The organism is Kosakonia oryziphila (assembly GCF_900094795.1).
GTDB classification, from domain to species: Bacteria; Pseudomonadota; Gammaproteobacteria; order Enterobacterales; family Enterobacteriaceae; genus Kosakonia; species Kosakonia oryziphila.
This window is the reverse complement of sequence record NZ_FMBC01000057.1, coordinates 1-18695: the sequence shown is the minus strand read 5'-3', so window position 1 is coordinate 18695 and position 18695 is coordinate 1. Positions and strand designations below refer to the sequence as shown.

Sequence of the window (18695 nt, the reverse complement as noted above, 5' to 3'; positions counted from 1 at the left end):
CTGCTTTACGGAGACGTTATGCAACAGTCTACTCCTTATCTCTCTTTTCGCGGCATCGGCAAGACGTTTCCCGGTGTGAAAGCGCTTAGCGAGATCAGTTTTGATTGTTACGCCGGGCAAATCCACGCCCTGATGGGTGAAAACGGCGCAGGTAAATCGACACTGTTAAAAATCCTCAGCGGCAATTACGCACCAACCACCGGTACGCTGGCAATAAAGGGTGAGGAAGTCACCTTCGCAGATACCACTGCAGCGCTTAATGCCGGGGTGGCGATCATCTACCAGGAACTGCATTTGGTGCCGGAAATGACCGTCGCGGAGAACATTTATCTTGGCCAGATCCCGCATAAAAGCGGCATTGTGAACCGCTCGTTGCTGAATTACGAAGCCGGTTTGCAGCTTAAGCATCTTGGGCTGGATATCGATCCGCAAACGCCGCTGAAATATCTCTCCATTGGTCAGTGGCAAATGGTAGAAATTGCCAAGGCGCTGGCGCGCAACGCTAAGATCATCGCCTTCGATGAACCAACCAGTTCTCTCTCGGCGCGTGAGATCGATAACCTGTTCCGTGTGATCCGCGAGCTACGAAAAGAGGGCCGGGTGATCCTCTATGTCTCTCACCGCATGGAAGAGATTTTTGCCCTCAGCGATGCCATTACCGTCTTTAAAGATGGCCGCTATGTGCGCACCTTTACGGACATGCAGCAGGTCAATCATGACCAGTTAGTGCAGGCGATGGTCGGACGCGAGCTGGGAGATATTTATGGCTGGAAACCGCGGGAATACGGCGCAGAACGTCTGCGGCTGGTGCAGGTTAAAGCGCAAGGCGTACGAACGCCCATCTCTTTAAGCGTGCGCAGCGGTGAAATTGTCGGCCTGTTTGGGCTAGTGGGGGCCGGACGCAGTGAATTAATGAAAGGATTATTCGGCGGGACGAAAATTACCGAAGGTCAGGTTTTTATCGATGGCGAGCAAGTCAATATTACTAAACCGGCTCATGCCATCCATGCGGGCATGATGTTGTGCCCGGAAGATCGTAAAGCAGAAGGCATTATTCCGGTTCATTCGGTGCAGGAGAACATCAACATCAGCGCCCGACGCAAATACATTCGCGCAGGTTGTCTAATCAATGATAGCTGGGAAAGTGAAAACGCCGAACACCATATTCGTTCGCTTAATATCAAAACCCCTGGCGCGGAACAACTGATTATGAATCTCTCCGGCGGCAACCAGCAGAAGGCCATTCTTGGCCGCTGGTTATCGGAAGAAATGAAAGTCATTTTGCTCGACGAGCCGACGCGCGGCATTGATGTCGGAGCGAAACATGAGATCTACAACGTAATTTACGCGCTGGCTTCCCGCGGTGTTGCGGTGCTGTTTGCCTCCAGCGATTTGCCGGAAGTGCTCGGCGTTGCCGATCGCATCGTGGTGATGCGCGAAGGGGAAATCGCCGGTGAATTGCTTCACGGTCAGTGTGATGAACAGCGGGCGCTGAGCCTCGCGATGCCGAAAGTTAGTCAGGCTGTCGCCTGAGTGAGGAGAAAATGATGTCATCTTTAACTACGTCCCGCGCAGCGAAATCCTCGTTCAGTTTTGGGCGAATCTGGGATCAGTTCGGCATGCTGGTGGTGTTTGCCGTGCTGTTTATCGGCTGCGCGTTGTTTGTGCCGAACTTCGCCTCTTTCGTCAATATGAAAGGGCTGGGGCTGGCGATCTCAATGTCCGGCATGGTGGCTTGCGGCATGCTGTTCTGCCTTGCGTCCGGGGACTTTGATCTGTCGGTCGCGTCGGTCATCGCTTGTGCCGGGGTAACCACGGCAGTGGTGATTAACATGTCGGAGAGTTTGTGGCTCGGCGTATTTGCCGGTTTACTGCTCGGCATGGTCAGCGGTTTTATTAACGGCTTCGTGATTGCGCGTTTGAAGATCAATGCCTTGATCACCACGCTTGCCACGATGCAGATCGTCCGTGGGCTGGCGTATATTATTTCCGACGGTAAAGCGGTCGGCATTGAGGATGAACGTTTCTTCACCCTCGGTTACGCCAACTGGCTGGGATTGCCCGCGCCGATCTGGTTGACGGTTGGCTGCCTGATTATTTTTGGCTTCCTGCTCAATAGAACCACGTTTGGCCGCAATACGCTGGCGATTGGCGGTAATGAAGAAGCGGCCCGGTTGGCGGGTGTTCCGGTGGTACGCACGAAAATCATCATCTTTGTGCTCTCCGGTTTGGTTTCAGCGGCAGCGGGGATTATTCTTGCTTCGCGCATGACCAGTGGCCAGCCGATGACGTCGATTGGCTATGAGCTGATTGTTATCTCAGCCTGTGTATTGGGTGGCGTATCGCTGAAAGGCGGGATTGGCAAAATATCGTATGTCGTTGCCGGGATCCTGATTCTGGGCACCGTCGAAAACGCCATGAATCTGCTGAACATCTCGCCATTCTCACAGTATGTGGTGCGTGGTTTGATCCTGCTGGCGGCAGTGATTTTCGACCGCTACAAACAAAAGGCCAAACGTACCGTCTAAGCCTTAATACTTAATTTTTAGACATAACCCTCTAGTTTATCCCCACACCTTACCAGCCGCTAATCCGGCTGGTAAGTCATGCTTAAAATGGCGAGCAGCGTCACACTGTCTATACTTACATGGCTAATGATAATGAGATGTTTATGAAGAACGGCTCTCATCAAAGACTGTAAGGAGGAAACCAGGGTGGAAGACGCATTATCTGTACCGCCTCTCTTTTCCGGGAATTTTGCTTTTTTTTTCGATTTGGATGGCACCCTCGCTGACATTAAACCGCACCCGGACGATGTCTCTGTTCCGGACGCTGTGCTGGTCAGACTTTCATTGCTTGCTGAGATGAACAACGGGGCACTGGCATTGATTTCAGGGCGCTCAATCGCTGAACTCGAGCAACTCGCCAAACCGTGGCGTTTTCCGCTGGCTGGCGTGCACGGGGCAGAACGCCGCGACATCAAGGGTCATACCGAAAGGGTGACATTACCGGAAAATATCGTACAACCGCTGGAGCGTTTGCTCCGGCATGAAGTGGCGTCGCTTAATGGTGTGGAACTGGAAGCGAAAGGCATGGCATTTGCTTTGCACTACCGCCAGGCGCCACAGCATCAAGACGCCGTTTTTGCGCTGGCAAAGCAAATAGTCGCGTGCTACCCGCAGTTGGCGATGCAGCCAGGGAAATGTGTGGTGGAGCTAAAACCGTCCGGCATTCATAAGGGAGCGGCTATTGCGGCATTTTTAGAGACGCCGCCTTTTGCTGGCCGCCTACCGGTTTTTGTCGGTGATGATTTGACGGATGAGCATGGTTTTAAAACTGTGAACGCGCTGGGAGGCGAATCAATCAAAGTTGGTGCTGGCGAGACGCAGGCAAAATGGCGTCTGGACAGTGTAACTGAAGTTTATCGGTGGCTTGAACGTATCACTGACCATCAACAAGAAAAACAACAGGCGCTAACAAACAGGAGAGATGGCTATGAGTCGCTTAGTCGTAGTATCTAATCGTATTGCTCCGCCTGATAACAAAAAGGCCAGCGCTGGCGGGCTGGCTGTAGGGATTCTGGGAGCATTAAAAGCCACAGGCGGGTTGTGGTTTGGCTGGAGTGGTGAGCTGGGTAACGAGGAACAGCCGCTAAAAAAGATGACAAAAGGGAATATCACCTGGGCATCGTTTAATCTCAGTGAAGAACATTACGAACAGTATTATTCGCAATTCTCTAACGCTGTTCTATGGCCGGCATTTCACTATCGACTCGATCTGGTGAATTACCAGCGTGAAGCCTGGGAAGGTTATCAGCAGGTCAATGCGCTACTGGCAGATAAGCTGCTGCCGTTACTGAAAGATGATGACATTCTGTGGATCCACGATTATCACCTGCTACCGTTTGCCAGCGAACTGCGCAAGCGTGGCGTAAATAACCATATTGGTTTCTTCCTGCATATACCTTTCCCGACGCCGGAAATCTTTAACGCCTTGCCGCCGCATGCGGAACTGCTGGAAGCGCTATGTGATTATGACCTGCTCGGTTTTCAAACCGAAAACGACAGACTGGCGTTCCTGGATAGTCTGTCAATGAAGACTCGTCTGACCACTCGCAACGGTAAAGAACACGTAGCGTGGGGGAAAAATTTCCGCACTCAAGTTTACCCAATAGGAATTGAACCGGACGAGATTGCCAAACAGGCTGCCGGGCCGCTACCGTCTAAACTGGCGCAGTTGAAAAATGAACTTAAGAACGTTAAGAATATTTTCTCTGTGGAGCGGCTTGACTACTCAAAAGGCTTGCCAGAGCGCTTCCTTGCCTACGAAACGCTGCTGGAAAAATTCCCTCAGCACCACGGAAAAATCCGCTATACGCAGATTGCGCCAACCTCCCGTGGCGAAGTGCAGGCTTACCAGGATATTCGGCACCAACTGGAAACCGAAGCCGGGCGAATCAACGGTAAATATGGCCAGCTTGGCTGGACACCGCTTTACTATCTGAACCAGCACTTTGACCGTAAGGTATTGATGAAAGTCTTCCGTTACGCCGAAGTGGGATTAGTGACACCGCTGCGTGATGGCATGAATCTCGTCGCGAAAGAGTATGTTGCGGCGCAGGATCCGGCCGATCCGGGGGTATTGATTCTGTCGCAATTTGCCGGGGCGGCGAATGAGCTAACATCGGCGTTGATTGTGAATCCTTACGACCGGGACGACGTCGCTACAGCGATGGACAGGGCGCTAAGAATGCCGCTGGCAGAGCGCATATCGCGCCATGCAGAAATGCTTGAAATCATTAAGGAGAATGATATCAACCACTGGCAGCAGAGGTTCCTTCGTGATTTAAAGCGCATCACGCCACGTAGCGCACAAAGCCAGCTACAGCATAAAGTGGCGACCTTTCCGAAGCTGGCTTAACGTCAGCGGCGCTCCTGCCATAGCAGGGGCGCTTCACGCTCCTAATGGCACCAATAAAACATCCACTTCACTGGCATGAACAATGCTCTTTGCCGCACACGCTGCGCGGGCGAGGAATGTTTGATTGTGGTTGCCGCAGACCACCAGATCGATGCCCTGTGTGCGGCAGATATGCATAATATGTTCGCTTAATGCGCCCGAGGCGATAAGCGCCTGCTCGATAGGGTAACCAGCCTCGCTAATGAGTTGATCCAGGAATTGCTGCGTTTCTTCCTGTAATACTTCGCGGACATTTTCCATCATCGGGGCGGCAAGCTGGTTATAGAGTTCAGGATCGGAAGCTAAGGTAATAAGGGAGATGCGGGCATTGAAAGGGCGGGCAATATCAACAGCTTTCGCCAGTAAAAGCTGGCTTTCGGGCGTCACCGCAACGGCGACCAGAAGATGAGCATATTGCATTTCTCACTCTCCATGACAAATCAATTTTTTCTCACCATTACTCTGTTTACGGATTCAGTGCAACCCAGGAATATTGCGGGGATGTGAAGGTTGTCATAAATATTCATTAATTATTCTTATGCTAAGACTTGAATGCATATCCTTGCATTTAACCGATTTTAAAGACTTATCTAAAATTGAAAGAATTTAAGATCAAATTATTAAACTATCAACCATAATAACTAACAATTCTGAAATGATCGCTTACAGTAATTAATTAGTGCTTATTTAATCTTAATATATTGTTTTATATAATTTTTTTACAGTTGCCTCTGCAATGTGAACTTTTCTGTACTGATGAGTGTTGCAAAATATTACTCCTCCGACCAGTTGACGAGAAGGGGTCACGGTTTTGCATGAGTATTCGACCAAATGGAATAAATAAAACGACTGGAAGAACAAAAAAGCATCAAATCACAAGCGGGACTGATAGATTTATTACCCATAATTCGTTAGATTTTGTGATGTCGATCACAAAAATTTCAAATTTTTGTACTGGTCAGATTGTATGTGTCAGCACCTACGAGTACAGTTGCGTCGAATTAGGAAAAATCTTAGTTCTTTGTAAGAAATGATTAAGCGCGTATCAAGGCCATACCATTTGAGCGAAGTGCCTCGAGAGCGAGATCCTAAGTCAGTTATGCATTTAGCCTTTCTTTTTTATACCGGTTTTTTCCGGCGACATCACGGGGTGCGGCTTAGCCGCATAAGATACAAGTTGGTTATTCGGGATGGGAAAAATGCATACATCCGAGTTGCTGAAACACGTGTATGACATTAACTTGTCGTATTTGCTTCTTGCTCAGCGTTTAATTAGTCAGGACAAAGCGTCCGCAATGTTCCGTCTTGGCATTAACGAGGAGATGGCTACTACATTGGGTGAATTAACCCTTCCGCAAATGGTTAAACTGGCTGAAACCAACCAGCTTATCTGTCAGTTCCGGTTTGACAATCACCAGACTATTGTTCGTCTGACCCAGGATTCACGCGTGGATGATTTACAGCAAGTCCATACCGGGATTTTACTTTCAACCCGCTTGCTGAATGAGTCTTCACAGACCGGCGATGCGGCAAGAAAGAAAAGGGCTTAATCATGGGCGAGAAAAGTATTGTTCAGGAAGCCCGCGATATTCAGTTAGCAATGGAACTGATTTCGCTGGGTGCACGTTTGCAGATGCTGGAGAGTGAGACACAGCTTAGCCGCGGTCGTCTTATTAAACTCTATAAAGAGTTACGTGGTAGCCCGCCGCCGAAAGGCATGCTGCCATTCTCCACTGACTGGTTTATGACCTGGGAGCAGAATATTCATGCGTCCATGTTCTGTAACGCCTGGCAATTTTTGTTAAAAACAGGCCTGTGCAGCGGCGTTGATGCAGTCATCAAAGCGTACAAACTCTATCTGGAACAATGCCCTCATAACGATGATGGGCCGCTGCTGGCGCTGACTCGCGCCTGGACACTGGTTCGTTTCGTGGAAAGCGGAATGCTGGAGTTGTCTCGCTGTAATTGCTGTGACGGTAATTTTATTACGCACGCACATCAGCCTGTTGGTAGCTTTGCCTGTAGTTTATGCCAGCCGCCGTCCCGCGCGGTAAAAAGACGTAAACTTTCCCAGGATGTTGCCGATATTATTCCACAACTGCTGGATGAACAGATCGAACAGGCTGTTTGACCGAATCAGGTGGAAAAACACTCCAGCAGCGGTGCAGTAATGCCGCTGCTTTTTTTTGCCTGAAATCTGGTTTAACCCCTTGAAATGTTTATCCCGAGCCTTAGTCATTAGCAGAAGGATGATGTCGTGCTTATCGTATTAGGTTACCTGGTTGTTCTTGGTGCAGTCTTTGGCGGTTATATGATGACCGGCGGAGAACTTGGGGCACTTTATCAACCGTCTGAACTGATCATCATCGGTGGCGCGGGGATTGGTGCATTCATCGTTGGTAACAATGGCAAAGCGATTAAAGGTACGCTGAAAGCCATGCCTTTGCTGTTTCGCCGTTCGAAATACACCAAAAGCATGTATATGGATTTGCTGGCTCTGCTTTACCGCCTGATGGCGAAATCGCGTCAGCAAGGGATGTTTTCGCTCGAAAGAGATATTGAGAATCCGAAAGAGAGCGAAATTTTCGCCAGTTATCCGCGTATTCTTGCGGATGCGACGATGCTGGAATTTATTGTCGATTATCTGCGCCTGATCATCAGCGGCAATATGAATACCTTTGAAATTGAAGCGCTGATGGACGAAGAGATCGAAACACATGAAAGCGAAGCCGAAGTACCAGCGAATGCGTTGGCGTTAGTGGGCGATTCTCTGCCTGCGTTCGGTATCGTTGCTGCGGTCATGGGGGTAGTACATGCGTTGGCTTCCGCCGATCGCCCGGCAGCGGAACTTGGTGCGCTGATTGCGCATGCAATGGTGGGGACATTCCTCGGCATCCTGTTGGCGTACGGTTTTATCTCTCCGCTGGCCAGCGTTCTTCGCCAGAAAAGTGCGGAAACCGCCAAGATGATGCAGTGCGTTAAGATCACCTTGTTGTCGAACCTTAACGGTTATGCACCGCCAATTGCGGTGGAATTTGGTCGTAAAACGCTGTACTCCAGCGAACGTCCGTCGTTTATCGAACTGGATGAACACGTCCGTGCGGTCAGAAATCCTAACCAACAGACTACGACCGAGGACGCATGAAAAACCAGTCCCATCCGATAGTCGTAGTCAGACGAAAAAAACATAAAGGTCATGGCGGTGGAGCGCACGGTTCCTGGAAGATCGCCTACGCCGACTTTATGACGGCGATGATGGCGTTCTTCCTGGTGATGTGGTTGATCTCCATCTCCAGCCCAAAAGAACTCATTCAGATTGCGGAGTATTTCCGTACGCCATTAGCAACTGCGATTACGGGTGGGCAGCGAATTTCAAACAGCGATAGCCCGATCCCGGGCGGTGGCGATGACTACACACAGCAACAGGGCGAAGTGCAAAAACAGCCCAACATTGATGATTTGAAAAAACGCCTGGAGCAGTCGCGGCTGAGTAAGTTGCGCGGCGATTTGGATCAGTTAATCGAAGCCGATCCCAAACTGCGTGCGCTGCGTCCACACCTGAAAATCGATCTGGTGCAGGAAGGGTTGCGTATCCAGATTATTGATAGCCAGAATCGGCCAATGTTTAAAACCGGCAGCGCGGAAGTTGAACCTTATATGCGCGATATTTTGCGTGCTATTGCGCCAGTACTGAATGGCATCCCTAACAAAGTGAGCCTTTCGGGCCACACCGATGATTTCCCTTACGCCAATGGTGAAAGAGGGTACAGCAACTGGGAGCTTTCCGCCGATCGTGCAAACGCATCGCGCCGCGAGCTGGTTGCCGGTGGGCTGGATAACGGCAAAATTCTTCGGGTTGTAGGTATGGCGGCGACAATGCGCCTGGCGGACAGAGGTCCGAATGAAGCAATCAACCGCCGAATCAGTCTCTTGGTACTTAACAAACAGACTGAAGAAGCCATTCTGCATGAGAATGCCGAAAGCGAAAGTGCGCCAATAAGCGCGATTACACAGCCAGAACCTGCGGTCGGTGCAGCACCTGCATCCACACCGGTGGCTCCGGCAGCAGTTCCCACATCGCCACAAGCCAATCCGAGGTGATAGCGTGAGCATGGATATTAGTGATTTTTACCAGACATTCTTCGATGAGGCTGACGAGTTGTTGGCTGATATGGAACAACATTTACTGGATTTGGTGCCAGAAGCACCGGATTCGGAACAGCTCAATGCCATCTTTCGTGCGGCGCACTCCATCAAAGGAGGCGCAGGTACATTTGGTTTTACCATCCTACAGGAAACCACGCACCTGATGGAAAACCTGCTGGATGAGGCCCGGCGTGGCGAAATGCAGCTTAACACCGACATTATCAACCTGTTTTTGGAAACCAAAGATATTATGCAGGAACAGCTCGACGCTTATAAAAGCTCGCAAGAGCCAGACGCCGCCAGTTTCGAATATATCTGCAATGCCCTGCGCCAGCTGGCGCTGGAAGCGAAAGGAGAGGTCGTTGCCGCCCCTGCAAATGGCGCAAAACTCTCCGTTGTGGATACGGCTGCGTTGGGGTCTGAAACCGCTGCTGCGCCAGCTGCCGAAAGCGACGGCAAACTGCGCATCGTCCTGTCTCGCCTGAAAGAGAGCGAAGTTGCGCTGTTGGAAGACGAGTTGGGCAACCTCGGAACATTGAGCGACGTTGTGAAAGGAAGTGATTCCCTGAGCGTGACGCTTGATGGCGGCGTCAGCGAAGACGATATTATCGCGGTGCTGTGCTTCGTTATCGAAGCCGACCAAATTGCGTTCGAGAAAACCACCGCAGATCCAGCGCCCGCAGCAGTTGAAGCTGTTGCGCAAGTGGTTGAAGCGCCAGCGCCTGTTGCGGCTCCGGCGGAAAAACCAGCGGCTCCGGCGCTGAAAGCGGTGGCGAAAGAGCAACCTGCAGCTCGTGAAAAACCGGCACGCGGCAGTGAATCAACCAGTATCCGTGTGGCGGTTGAAAAAGTTGACCAGTTAATTAACCTGGTCGGCGAACTGGTGATCACCCAGTCGATGCTGGCTCAGCGCTCGAACGAGCTGGATCCGGTTACGCACGGCGATCTGATCACCAGCATGAGCCAGTTACAGCGTAATGCTCGCGATCTACAGGAATCGGTGATGTCCATCCGTATGATGCCGATGGAATATGTCTTTAGCCGCTTCCCGCGTCTGGTTCGCGATCTGGCGAGCAAGCTGGATAAACAGGTTGAGCTGACCCTGCAAGGTAGCTCGACGGAACTGGATAAGAGCCTGATCGAGCGCATTATAGACCCGTTAACACACCTGGTGCGTAACAGCCTCGACCACGGTATTGAAATCCCGCAAAAACGTGTCGAAGCCGGTAAATCGCCAATCGGTAACCTGATTCTTTCGGCGGAACACCAGGGTGGAAATATCTGCATCGAAGTGACTGACGACGGTGCCGGTCTTAATCGCGAGCGTATCCTGGCGAAGGCCATTTCGCAGGGAATGGCAGTCAATGAAAATATGACCGATGAAGAAGTCGGCATGCTGATTTTTGCCCCGGGTTTCTCAACCGCAGAGCAGGTTACCGATGTTTCCGGCCGCGGTGTGGGCATGGACGTGGTAAAACGTAACATTCAGGAAATGGGTGGCCACGTTGAAATTAAATCCAAACAAGGCTCCGGCACGACGATCCGTATCCTGCTGCCGCTGACGCTGGCAATCCTTGACGGAATGTCAGTAAAAGTGAACAACGAAGTCTTCATTCTGCCGCTGAACGCGGTAATGGAGTCGCTGCAACCGCGTGAAGAAGATCTGCATCCGCTGGCCGGTGGCGAGCGCGTACTGGAAGTACGTGGTGAATACCTGCCGTTGGTTGAGTTGTGGAAAGTGTTTGACGTGATGGGGGCGAAAACTGAAGCCACGCAGGGGATTGTCGTTATTCTGCAGAGCGCAGGTCGTCGCTATGCGCTGCTGGTTGATCAGTTGATCGGCCAGCACCAGGTTGTGGTGAAAAACCTGGAGAGCAACTATCGCAAAGTGCCGGGTATTTCTGCCGCCACCATCCTGGGCGATGGTAGCGTTGCGCTGATCGTTGATGTGTCAGCGTTGCAGGGGTTGAATCGTGAACATCGTATGGCGCACACAGCTGCCTGATTAAGTAAAAGGTATAAAACATGACCGGTATGAGTAATGTAGCAAAACTGGCTGGCGAGCCGTCAGGGCAGGAATTCCTGGTATTCACTCTGGGCGATGAAGAGTACGGCATCGATATTCTCAAAGTACAGGAAATTCGTGGCTACGATCAGGTGACCCGTATCGCCAATACCCCTGACTTTATCAAAGGCGTGACCAACCTGCGTGGCGTAATCGTACCGATTGTTGACCTGCGCGTGAAGTTTAGCCAGGGTGACGTCGAGTATGATGAGAACACCGTGGTTATCGTTCTGAACCTGGGACAGCGTGTGGTTGGCATCGTGGTGGATGGCGTTTCTGATGTGCTTTCCCTGGCATCGGATCAGATCCGCCCGGCGCCGGAATTTGCCGTCACTCTGTCCACTGAATACCTGACCGGCCTCGGTGCGCTTGGTGACCGGATGCTGATTCTGGTGAACATCGAAAAACTGCTCAACAGCGAAGAGATGGCGCTGCTGGACATGGCGGCAACACACGTCGCGTAACCGCCCTAAGAGCGGATGACTCACCGGTTATCCGCTCTTTTATACCCTTTTCTGTCGATTATTTTTTATATCCTCACTGCCTTTAAATAACGCGTTAATCCCTTCTAATCATCTATTTTTTGCATCGCTACTCGCTTGGCAATTCTTCAGTCATTAAACCGCTATCGGTACGGTATTAGCCTTGACTGGCGTACCTTACAACGCTGACCGCATCCGCACAGGGCACAGAGAATGATACCCTGATCGTGAACATTGCATTTTACGTTACCATTTTATTCCCTTTCGCAAATGTAAAGTTCCCTGGGCGCATGCCGATAACACCTTTAAGAACATATCGAAAGGGTGTTGTATGTTGAACCGTATCCGCGTCGTTACACTGCTGATGAGTGTGCTTGCAGTGTTTGCCTTGTTGCAGCTCGTCTCAGGGGGGCTTTTTTTCTCGTCCCTTAAGCAGAACCAGCAGAGTTTTGCTGCCTCTAATGACCTGCGTATGCAACAAACTGAACTGGGTAAAGCCTGGGAATTAATGCTGCAAACACGTATCAACCTGAGCCGTTCCTCGGCACGTATGTTGCTCGACCCAGGCAACCAACAGAGCAGTGCCAAAACTGACCTGTTGAACAGTGCAAAAGCCTCGCTGGCGGAAGCGGCAAAACATTATAACGCCTTTCATAACATGCCATCGCTGCCGCAAATGGATGCGGCGCGCCAGGCACTGGATGAGAAATATCGTACCTATAATGCTGCGCTGACGGAGCTGGTTCAGTTTCTGGAGAGTGGCAATATCAACGGCTTTATGGCGCAACCGACTCAGGGGATGCAAAACGCCCTCGGTGACGCGATGGCAAAATATGCTGCAGTGAGTGACAGCCTCTACCGTAATGCCTGGGAGCAGAGCGTTAGCGATTACACCTTTGCAAAATGGCAGATGGCGATTCTGGCGCTGGCGCTGGTGATTGTGCTGGCCGGCGTCTGGTACGGGATCCGCCGTATTCTGCTGTCGCCATTGTCATCGGTCATTGCGCATATCCGCGAAATCGCCGGCGGTAACCTGACACATACGCTGGCGATTGCCGGTCGCAGCGAAATGACGGAACTGGCGCAAAGTGTCGATCATATGCAGAACGCGTTAATCGATACCGTTACCAATGTGCGTCAGGGTTCGGATGCCATTTACTCTGGCACCAGCGAAATTGCTGCCGGAAATAACGATCTCTCGTCGCGCACCGAAGAACAAGCCTCGGCGCTGGAGCAGACCGCTGCCAGTATGGAAGAGTTGACGGCGACGGTTAAGCAGAACGCTGATAACGCCCGGCAGGCTTCGCTGCTGGCGCAAAGTGCGTCGGAAACCGCCGAACGCGGTGGCAAAGTCGTCGATGGTGTGGTGAAAACTATGCACGATATCGCCACCAGTTCACAGAAAATCGCTGACATTATCGGGGTAATCGATGGTATTGCCTTCCAGACCAATATCCTGGCGCTGAACGCAGCAGTAGAAGCGGCGCGCGCGGGCGAACAGGGGCGCGGTTTTGCCGTTGTTGCCGGTGAAGTCCGTAATCTGGCCAGCCGCAGTGCCCAGGCTGCGAAAGAGATTAAAACATTAATTGAAGATTCCGTTTCCCGCGTGGATACCGGCTCGGTGCTTGTAGAGAGTGCGGGTGAAACCATGTCGGACATTGTTAACGCCGTAACGCGTGTTAACGACATCATGGGTGAGATTGCCTCGGCATCGGACGAACAGAGCCGTGGCATCGATCAGGTTGCGCTGGCGGTATCCGAGATGGATCGCGTCACGCAACAGAATGCGTCACTGGTACAACAATCGGCAGCCGCAGCCGCTGCCTTAGAAGAACAAGCCAGTCGATTGACGATGGCGGTATCTGCATTCCGCCTTTCTTCTGTATCCGGCAACCTGGCGCCGCGTGCCTTAACTCCGGCAGCAGGCAGCGCTAAGACCCCGGCGCGGAGTCGCCAACTTGCAACCGGACAAGAAGATAACTGGGAAACATTTTAGCAGTTCTTAACCGCGGATATTTTTCCGCCAGATGGGGCGTTAATGTTTAATCGTATTCGTATCTCGACAACACTTTTTTTGATTTTGATTGTGTGTGGCATTTTGCAGGTCGGCAGTAACGGATTGTCCTTCTGGGCGTTTAAACAAAGTACATCGCATTTACAGGAAGTAGCGAACAGCAACCATCAACGCAGCGCTCTGATGCAGATCCGGGCCACGTTGCTTGAAGCGAGCACATTGTTGAATAAAGCGGGTACGCTCACGGCATTAAGTTATCCGCCTGATGATATTAAGGCGTTGATGACGCAGGCAAAAGCCAGCCTGAAACTGGCAGATGAGAGAGAGAAAGAGTTTCTTGGTATTGCCATAATTACATCTGCGGGGCAGAAGTTGCAGGAGGGGACGAAAGCGACGTATGCCGCATGGCGCAGCGATCTGGAACATCAGGCCACCTGGCTTGAAAATAACCAGCTATCAGATTTTATGACCGCGCCGGTGAAGGAGTCGCAGGACCAGTTTGACGCAAATTTTAACGCGTGGGAAAAGTACATTAACGAGTTTGCCGAGCAGGCACGACAGGACAGCGAAAGTAATTATCACCGTTCGGCAGCCATTTTTATTGCTGTGGTGATCCTTGCGGCGCTAATTACCAGCATCGCCCTGTTCTGGTCGCGCAAAATGATTGTTCAGCCGCTGGCGATCATCAGCAGCCATTTTGACAGCATCGCGGCAGGTAATCTGGCGCAGCCAATTGCCGTTAATGGACGTAATGAAATTTCGGCGATCTTCGCCAGCCTGAAAAAAATGCAGGTAGCGCTGCATACTACGGTCAGCAATGTTCGGCAGGGTAGTTACGCCATGCATACCGGCATTTCGGAGATTGCTTCAGGTAACAATGACTTATCGGCACGCACTGAACAGCAAGCCGCTTCGCTGGCGCAAACGGCAGCCAGCATGGAGCAGTTGACCGCGACGGTCGGGCAGAACGCCGACAACGCGCGTCAGGCTTCCGGTCTGGCGCAGAGCGCGGCGGAAACCGCGAGAAAGGGCGGGCAGCAAACCACCAGTGTGGCTAGTACCATGCGGGATATTGCCGGCAGCTCGCAAAAAATCGGCGATATCATCAGCGTGATTGATGGCATCGCGTTTCAGACCAATATCCTCGCGCTGAACGCCGCAGTGGAAGCCGCGCGTGCGGGTGAGCAGGGCCGGGGATTTGCCGTGGTAGCTGGAGAAGTGCGTAACCTGGCCAGCCGCAGCGCCCAGGCGGCAAAAGAGATTAAAGGTCTGATCGAAGAGTCAGTATCCCGTGTTCAGCAGGGTTCCACGCTGGTGGATACCGCCGCGCAGACGATGACGGAAATCGTCCGCTCGGTGACGCAGGTCAACGACATTATGGGCGAGATTGCCTCTGCGTCGGATGAACAGCGTCGCGGCATTGAGCAGGTTGCGCTGGCGGTAAGTCAAATGGATCAGGTCACGCAGCAGAACGCAGCGCTAGTAGAAGAGGCCGCTTCCGCGACCGAACAACTGGCAAACCAGGCGGATAACCTGACCTCGTTAGTGGCTGTATTTAAGATTGAAGAGCACATTGCATTACCCGAAGTAGCACTGGCCAAAGCTGTGCCTGCTGCATCCTGAAATTAACCTGGTTGAGAAGGCGCTATGACATCATCACTGCCTACAGGGCAAACGTCATCAATACTGCAACAGATGACACAGCGCCTGGCGCTGTCCGATGCGCATTTTCGTCGGATATGTCAGTTGATCTACCAGCGCGCGGGGATCGTTCTTGCGGACCATAAACGCGATATGGTGTACAACCGCCTTGTTCGCCGTTTACGCACGTTAGGGTTGGATGATTTTGGTCGCTATCTGAGCATGCTGGAAGCGAACCAGAACAGCGCCGAGTGGCAAGCGTTTATCAACTCGCTGACCACCAATCTCACCGCATTTTTCCGGGAAGCACACCACTTCCCGGTACTGGCTGAGCATGCGCGTAAGCGCACGGGGGAATACCGGGTATGGAGCGCTGCTGCCTCTACCGGGGAAGAACCTTACTCGCTGGCGATTACCCTTGCTGATACGCTGGGCATGACGCCGGGTCGCTGGAAAGTGTTTGCCAGCGATATTGACACGGAAGTGCTGGAAAAAGCACGCAGCGGTATTTATCGCCAGGACGAGTTGAAGACCCTCTCGCCACAGCAGATGCAACGTTATTTTATGCGTGGAACCGGCCCACATGCAGGGTTGGTCCGTGTACGACAAGAACTGGCAAATTACGTCGAATTTACCACGGTGAACCTGCTGGATAAGCAGTACAACGTGCCGGGCCCTTTTGACGCAATCTTTTGTCGTAACGTAATGATTTATTTTGATAAAACGACGCAACAGGACATTTTGCATCGTTTTGCTCCGCTGCTTAAGCCGGACGGATTACTGTTTGCCGGGCATTCGGAGAACTTCAGCAACCTCGTGCGCGAGTTCAGCCTCCGTGGGCAGACTGTTTATGCGCTTAGTAAGGATAAAGCATGAGTAAAATCAGGGTGTTGTCCGTCGATGATTCCGCATTGATGCGCCAGATCATGACAGAAATTATCAATAGCCACAGCGATATGGAGATGGTGGCGACGGCGCCAGATCCGTTAGTCGCCCGGGATTTAATCAAAAAATTCAACCCGGATGTCTTAACGCTGGATGTAGAAATGCCGCGCATGGATGGGCTGGATTTTCTCGAGAAATTAATGCGTCTGCGGCCAATGCCGGTAGTGATGGTCTCCTCGCTGACCGGTAAAGGCTCGGAAGTGACGTTGCGTGCGCTGGAGTTGGGGGCGATTGATTTTGTCACCAAACCACAAATCGGCATTCGTGAAGGCATGCTGGCCTACAGCGAAATGATTGCGGAGAAAGTGCGCACCGCTTCGCGTGCGCGTATTTCTGCGCATAAAACGATGGAAGCGCCCGTAGCACTGAAGGCTGGCCCTCTGCTTAGCTCGGAAAAATTGTTGGTCATCGGGGCGTCAACCGGAGGAACAGAAGCAATTCGTCATGTACTCCAGCCATTGCCGCTCTCAAGTCCGGGTATTCTAATCACTCAGCATATGCCGCCGGGCTTTACCCGCTCATTTGCTGAGCGTTTGAACAAGCTCTGCCAGATCAGCGTCAAGGAAGCGGAAGATGGTGAGCGCGTTCTGCCTGGACATGCATATATTGCTCCGGGTGATAAACATATGGAGCTCGCGCGTAGCGGGGCGAACTATCAGATTAAGATCCACGATGGGCCGCCGGTTAACCGGCACCGTCCGTCGGTGGACGTGCTGTTTCATTCGGTTGCGAAATATGCGGGGCGCAACGCCGTAGGCGTGATTCTTACGGGGATGGGGAACGACGGTGCGGCGGGAATGCTAGCAATGTACCAGGCGGGAGCCTGGACCATCGCGCAAAACGAAGCAAGTTGTGTGGTGTTCGGCATGCCGCGTGAGGCCATCAATATGGGTGGCGTCAGCGAAGTGGTCGATCTTAGCCAGGTAAGCCAGCAAATGCTGGCGAAAATCAGTGCCGGACAGGCAATACGTATTTGAACCAGGAGTAATTTTTTATGGCGGATAAAGAGCTTAAGTTTTTGGTCGTGGATGACTTTTCCACCATGCGTCGCATTGTGCGCAACCTGCTGAAAGAGTTGGGATTCAACAACGTCGAAGAGGCGGAAGACGGTGTTGATGCGCTAAACAAATTGCAGACCGGTGGTTTTGGTTTTGTTATCTCCGACTGGAACATGCCGAATATGGATGGTCTGGAACTGCTGAAAACCATCCGTGCCGACAGCAATATGGCTTCCTTGCCGGTGCTGATGGTGACGGCTGAAGCGAAAAAAGAGAACATCATTGCGGCGGCGCAGGCTGGTGCGAGCGGCTACGTGGTGAAACCGTTCACCGCAGCCACCCTGGAAGAGAAGCTCGGTAAGATCTTCGAGAAACTTGGCATGTGAGGACCGGACTATGTTGCAACCTTCAATAAAACCTTCTGAAGAGCATTCGCCCAGCGACATTATTGCCCGCATCGGTAGCCTGACGCGCATGCTGCGCGATAGTCTGCGCGAGTTAGGCCTGGATCAAGCGATTGCCGAAGCGGCGGAAGCGATTCCGGATGCGCGCGATCGCCTGGATTATGTGGTTCAGATGACAGCGCAGGCCGCAGAGCGTGCGCTGAACAGCGTGGAAGCCTCTCAGCCTCACCAGGATGAGATGGAAAAAAGTTCGAAAGCGCTGAGCAAGCGCTGGGACGAGTGGTTCGAGAACCCGATTGAACTGGCAGACGCCCGTGAACTGGTGACTGATACCCGCAAGTTTCTCGGTGAAATCCCTGGCCATACCAGCTTCACCAACGCCCAGTTGCTGGACATCATGATGGCGCAGGATTTCCAGGATCTTACCGGTCAGGTGATCAAGCGCATGATGGACGTCATCCAGGAGATCGAACGCCAACTGCTGATGGTGCTGCTGGAAAACATCCCGGATCAGTCTGCACGCCCGAAACGCGAAAACGAAAGCCTGCTCAATGGTCCTCAGCTCGACGCCACAAAAGCGGGCGTGGTCGCAAGCCAGGATCAGGTGGACGACCTGCTGGACAGTCTCGGCTTCTGATTTGTTGGCACATTCCCCTTCAGACAGACGGAAGGGGAAGTTACTACATCAGGGGAAAGGGAGGGGAAACCTCTGAGGAATCCCCAGAAAAATGGGACAGGCATAGTGTGATGTGATCTAATTGATTGTGCTAACAATTTCAAGGAAATCACCACTATGCCTGCGCGTTCATTATGCCGAAAATTTCTTAAGAATATACTGAAGCCCCTGCATCTTTACCGTCAAAAAGCACTGATTGACGCAACCAGTGCTGTAATAAATGGCGCATCCCTTACGCTTACCAGTATCGGACGTCATTTGACTGGAACTGCATCGGTTAAAAACAAAATAAAGCGGGTGGATCGACTGCTGGGGAACCCCCATCTGCAAAATGAGGTTTCCACCATTTTTCATCGGGTTACGCA

Annotated in this window: 17 protein-coding genes and 1 pseudogene; 17 read left to right on the top strand and 1 reads right to left on the bottom strand. The window is 51.9% G+C overall.

Translation table 11 applies throughout. The features are described from left to right. Positions 1-18 precede the first annotated feature (18 nt). The 4 genes from araG (at position 19) to otsA (ending at position 4920) form a co-directional block, all read left to right on the top strand. A complete protein-coding gene (gene araG / locus GA0061070_RS20850) occupies positions 19-1533 on the top strand; it encodes an L-arabinose ABC transporter ATP-binding protein AraG (RefSeq protein ID WP_090138096.1) in 1515 nt (504 codons plus the stop codon). Positions 1534-1547: 14 nt separating this feature from the next. Continuing rightward, entirely contained in the window at positions 1548-2528 is a 981-nt protein-coding gene (gene araH, locus GA0061070_RS20845; protein ID WP_090138074.1) for an L-arabinose ABC transporter permease AraH, read from the top strand. A 186-nt stretch (positions 2529-2714) separates the two neighbouring features. Then, on the top strand, positions 2715-3521 hold the full coding sequence (otsB, locus tag GA0061070_RS20840; protein WP_090138072.1) for a trehalose-phosphatase: 807 nt from the start codon (positions 2715-2717) through the stop codon (positions 3519-3521). Then, positions 3496-4920, top strand: a complete 1425-nt coding sequence (gene otsA / locus GA0061070_RS20835; protein ID WP_090138070.1) for an alpha,alpha-trehalose-phosphate synthase — start codon at positions 3496-3498, stop codon at positions 4918-4920. The genes otsB and otsA overlap by 26 nt, the downstream gene beginning before the upstream one ends. A gap of 33 nt (positions 4921-4953) precedes the next feature. Here the strand turns inward: otsA and uspC are convergent, their stop codons facing one another. Further along, positions 4954-5379, bottom strand: coding sequence for a universal stress protein UspC (gene uspC, locus GA0061070_RS20830; protein WP_090138067.1), 426 nt, complete (start codon positions 5377-5379; stop codon positions 4954-4956). Between the two features lie 779 nt (positions 5380-6158). On the opposite strand from uspC, the gene flhD reads away from it, so the two are divergent. The 13 genes and pseudogenes from flhD to GA0061070_RS20765 all read left to right on the top strand — a co-directional run. After that, the gene (gene flhD / locus GA0061070_RS20825; protein ID WP_208598192.1) at positions 6159-6509 is read left to right on the top strand and encodes a flagellar transcriptional regulator FlhD; all 351 of its coding nucleotides are present in this window, start codon (positions 6159-6161) and stop codon (positions 6507-6509) included. 2 nt (positions 6510-6511) lie between these two features. Continuing rightward, a complete protein-coding gene (gene flhC / locus GA0061070_RS20820; RefSeq protein WP_090138061.1) occupies positions 6512-7090 on the top strand; it encodes a flagellar transcriptional regulator FlhC in 579 nt (192 codons plus the stop codon). Positions 7091-7216: 126 nt separating this feature from the next. Further along, the gene (gene motA / locus GA0061070_RS20815) at positions 7217-8104 is read left to right on the top strand and encodes a flagellar motor stator protein MotA (RefSeq protein ID WP_090138059.1); all 888 of its coding nucleotides are present in this window, start codon (positions 7217-7219) and stop codon (positions 8102-8104) included. Continuing rightward, positions 8101-9060, top strand: coding sequence for a flagellar motor protein MotB (motB, locus tag GA0061070_RS20810; RefSeq protein ID WP_090138057.1), 960 nt, complete (start codon positions 8101-8103; stop codon positions 9058-9060). The genes motA and motB overlap by 4 nt, the downstream gene beginning before the upstream one ends. 4 nt (positions 9061-9064) lie before the next feature. After that, the gene (gene cheA / locus GA0061070_RS20805) at positions 9065-11110 is read left to right on the top strand and encodes a chemotaxis protein CheA (protein ID WP_090138055.1); all 2046 of its coding nucleotides are present in this window, start codon (positions 9065-9067) and stop codon (positions 11108-11110) included. Positions 11111-11130: 20 nt separating this feature from the next. Further along, a complete protein-coding gene (gene cheW, locus GA0061070_RS20800) occupies positions 11131-11634 on the top strand; it encodes a chemotaxis protein CheW (RefSeq protein WP_090138053.1) in 504 nt (167 codons plus the stop codon). 349 nt (positions 11635-11983) lie between these two features. Next, the gene (gene tar, locus GA0061070_RS20795) at positions 11984-13648 is read left to right on the top strand and encodes a methyl-accepting chemotaxis protein II (RefSeq protein WP_090138051.1); all 1665 of its coding nucleotides are present in this window, start codon (positions 11984-11986) and stop codon (positions 13646-13648) included. A 42-nt stretch (positions 13649-13690) separates the two neighbouring features. Continuing rightward, positions 13691-15289, top strand: coding sequence for a methyl-accepting chemotaxis protein IV (gene tap, locus GA0061070_RS20790; RefSeq protein ID WP_090138048.1), 1599 nt, complete (start codon positions 13691-13693; stop codon positions 15287-15289). A gap of 24 nt (positions 15290-15313) precedes the next feature. After that, positions 15314-16183, top strand: coding sequence for a protein-glutamate O-methyltransferase CheR (gene cheR / locus GA0061070_RS20785; RefSeq protein WP_090138046.1), 870 nt, complete (start codon positions 15314-15316; stop codon positions 16181-16183). Next, positions 16180-17229, top strand: coding sequence for a protein-glutamate methylesterase/protein-glutamine glutaminase (locus tag GA0061070_RS20780; protein WP_090138044.1), 1050 nt, complete (start codon positions 16180-16182; stop codon positions 17227-17229). The genes cheR and GA0061070_RS20780 overlap by 4 nt, the downstream gene beginning before the upstream one ends. Positions 17230-17246: 17 nt before the next feature. Beyond that, positions 17247-17636, top strand: coding sequence for a chemotaxis response regulator CheY (gene cheY / locus GA0061070_RS20775; protein ID WP_090138042.1), 390 nt, complete (start codon positions 17247-17249; stop codon positions 17634-17636). Positions 17637-17646: 10 nt separating this feature from the next. Continuing rightward, entirely contained in the window at positions 17647-18291 is a 645-nt protein-coding gene (gene cheZ / locus GA0061070_RS20770; RefSeq protein WP_090138040.1) for a protein phosphatase CheZ, read from the top strand. A 156-nt stretch (positions 18292-18447) separates the two neighbouring features. Continuing rightward, positions 18448-18695: pseudogene (locus tag GA0061070_RS20765) on the top strand (IS4-like element ISEc60 family transposase); the annotation flags it as partial.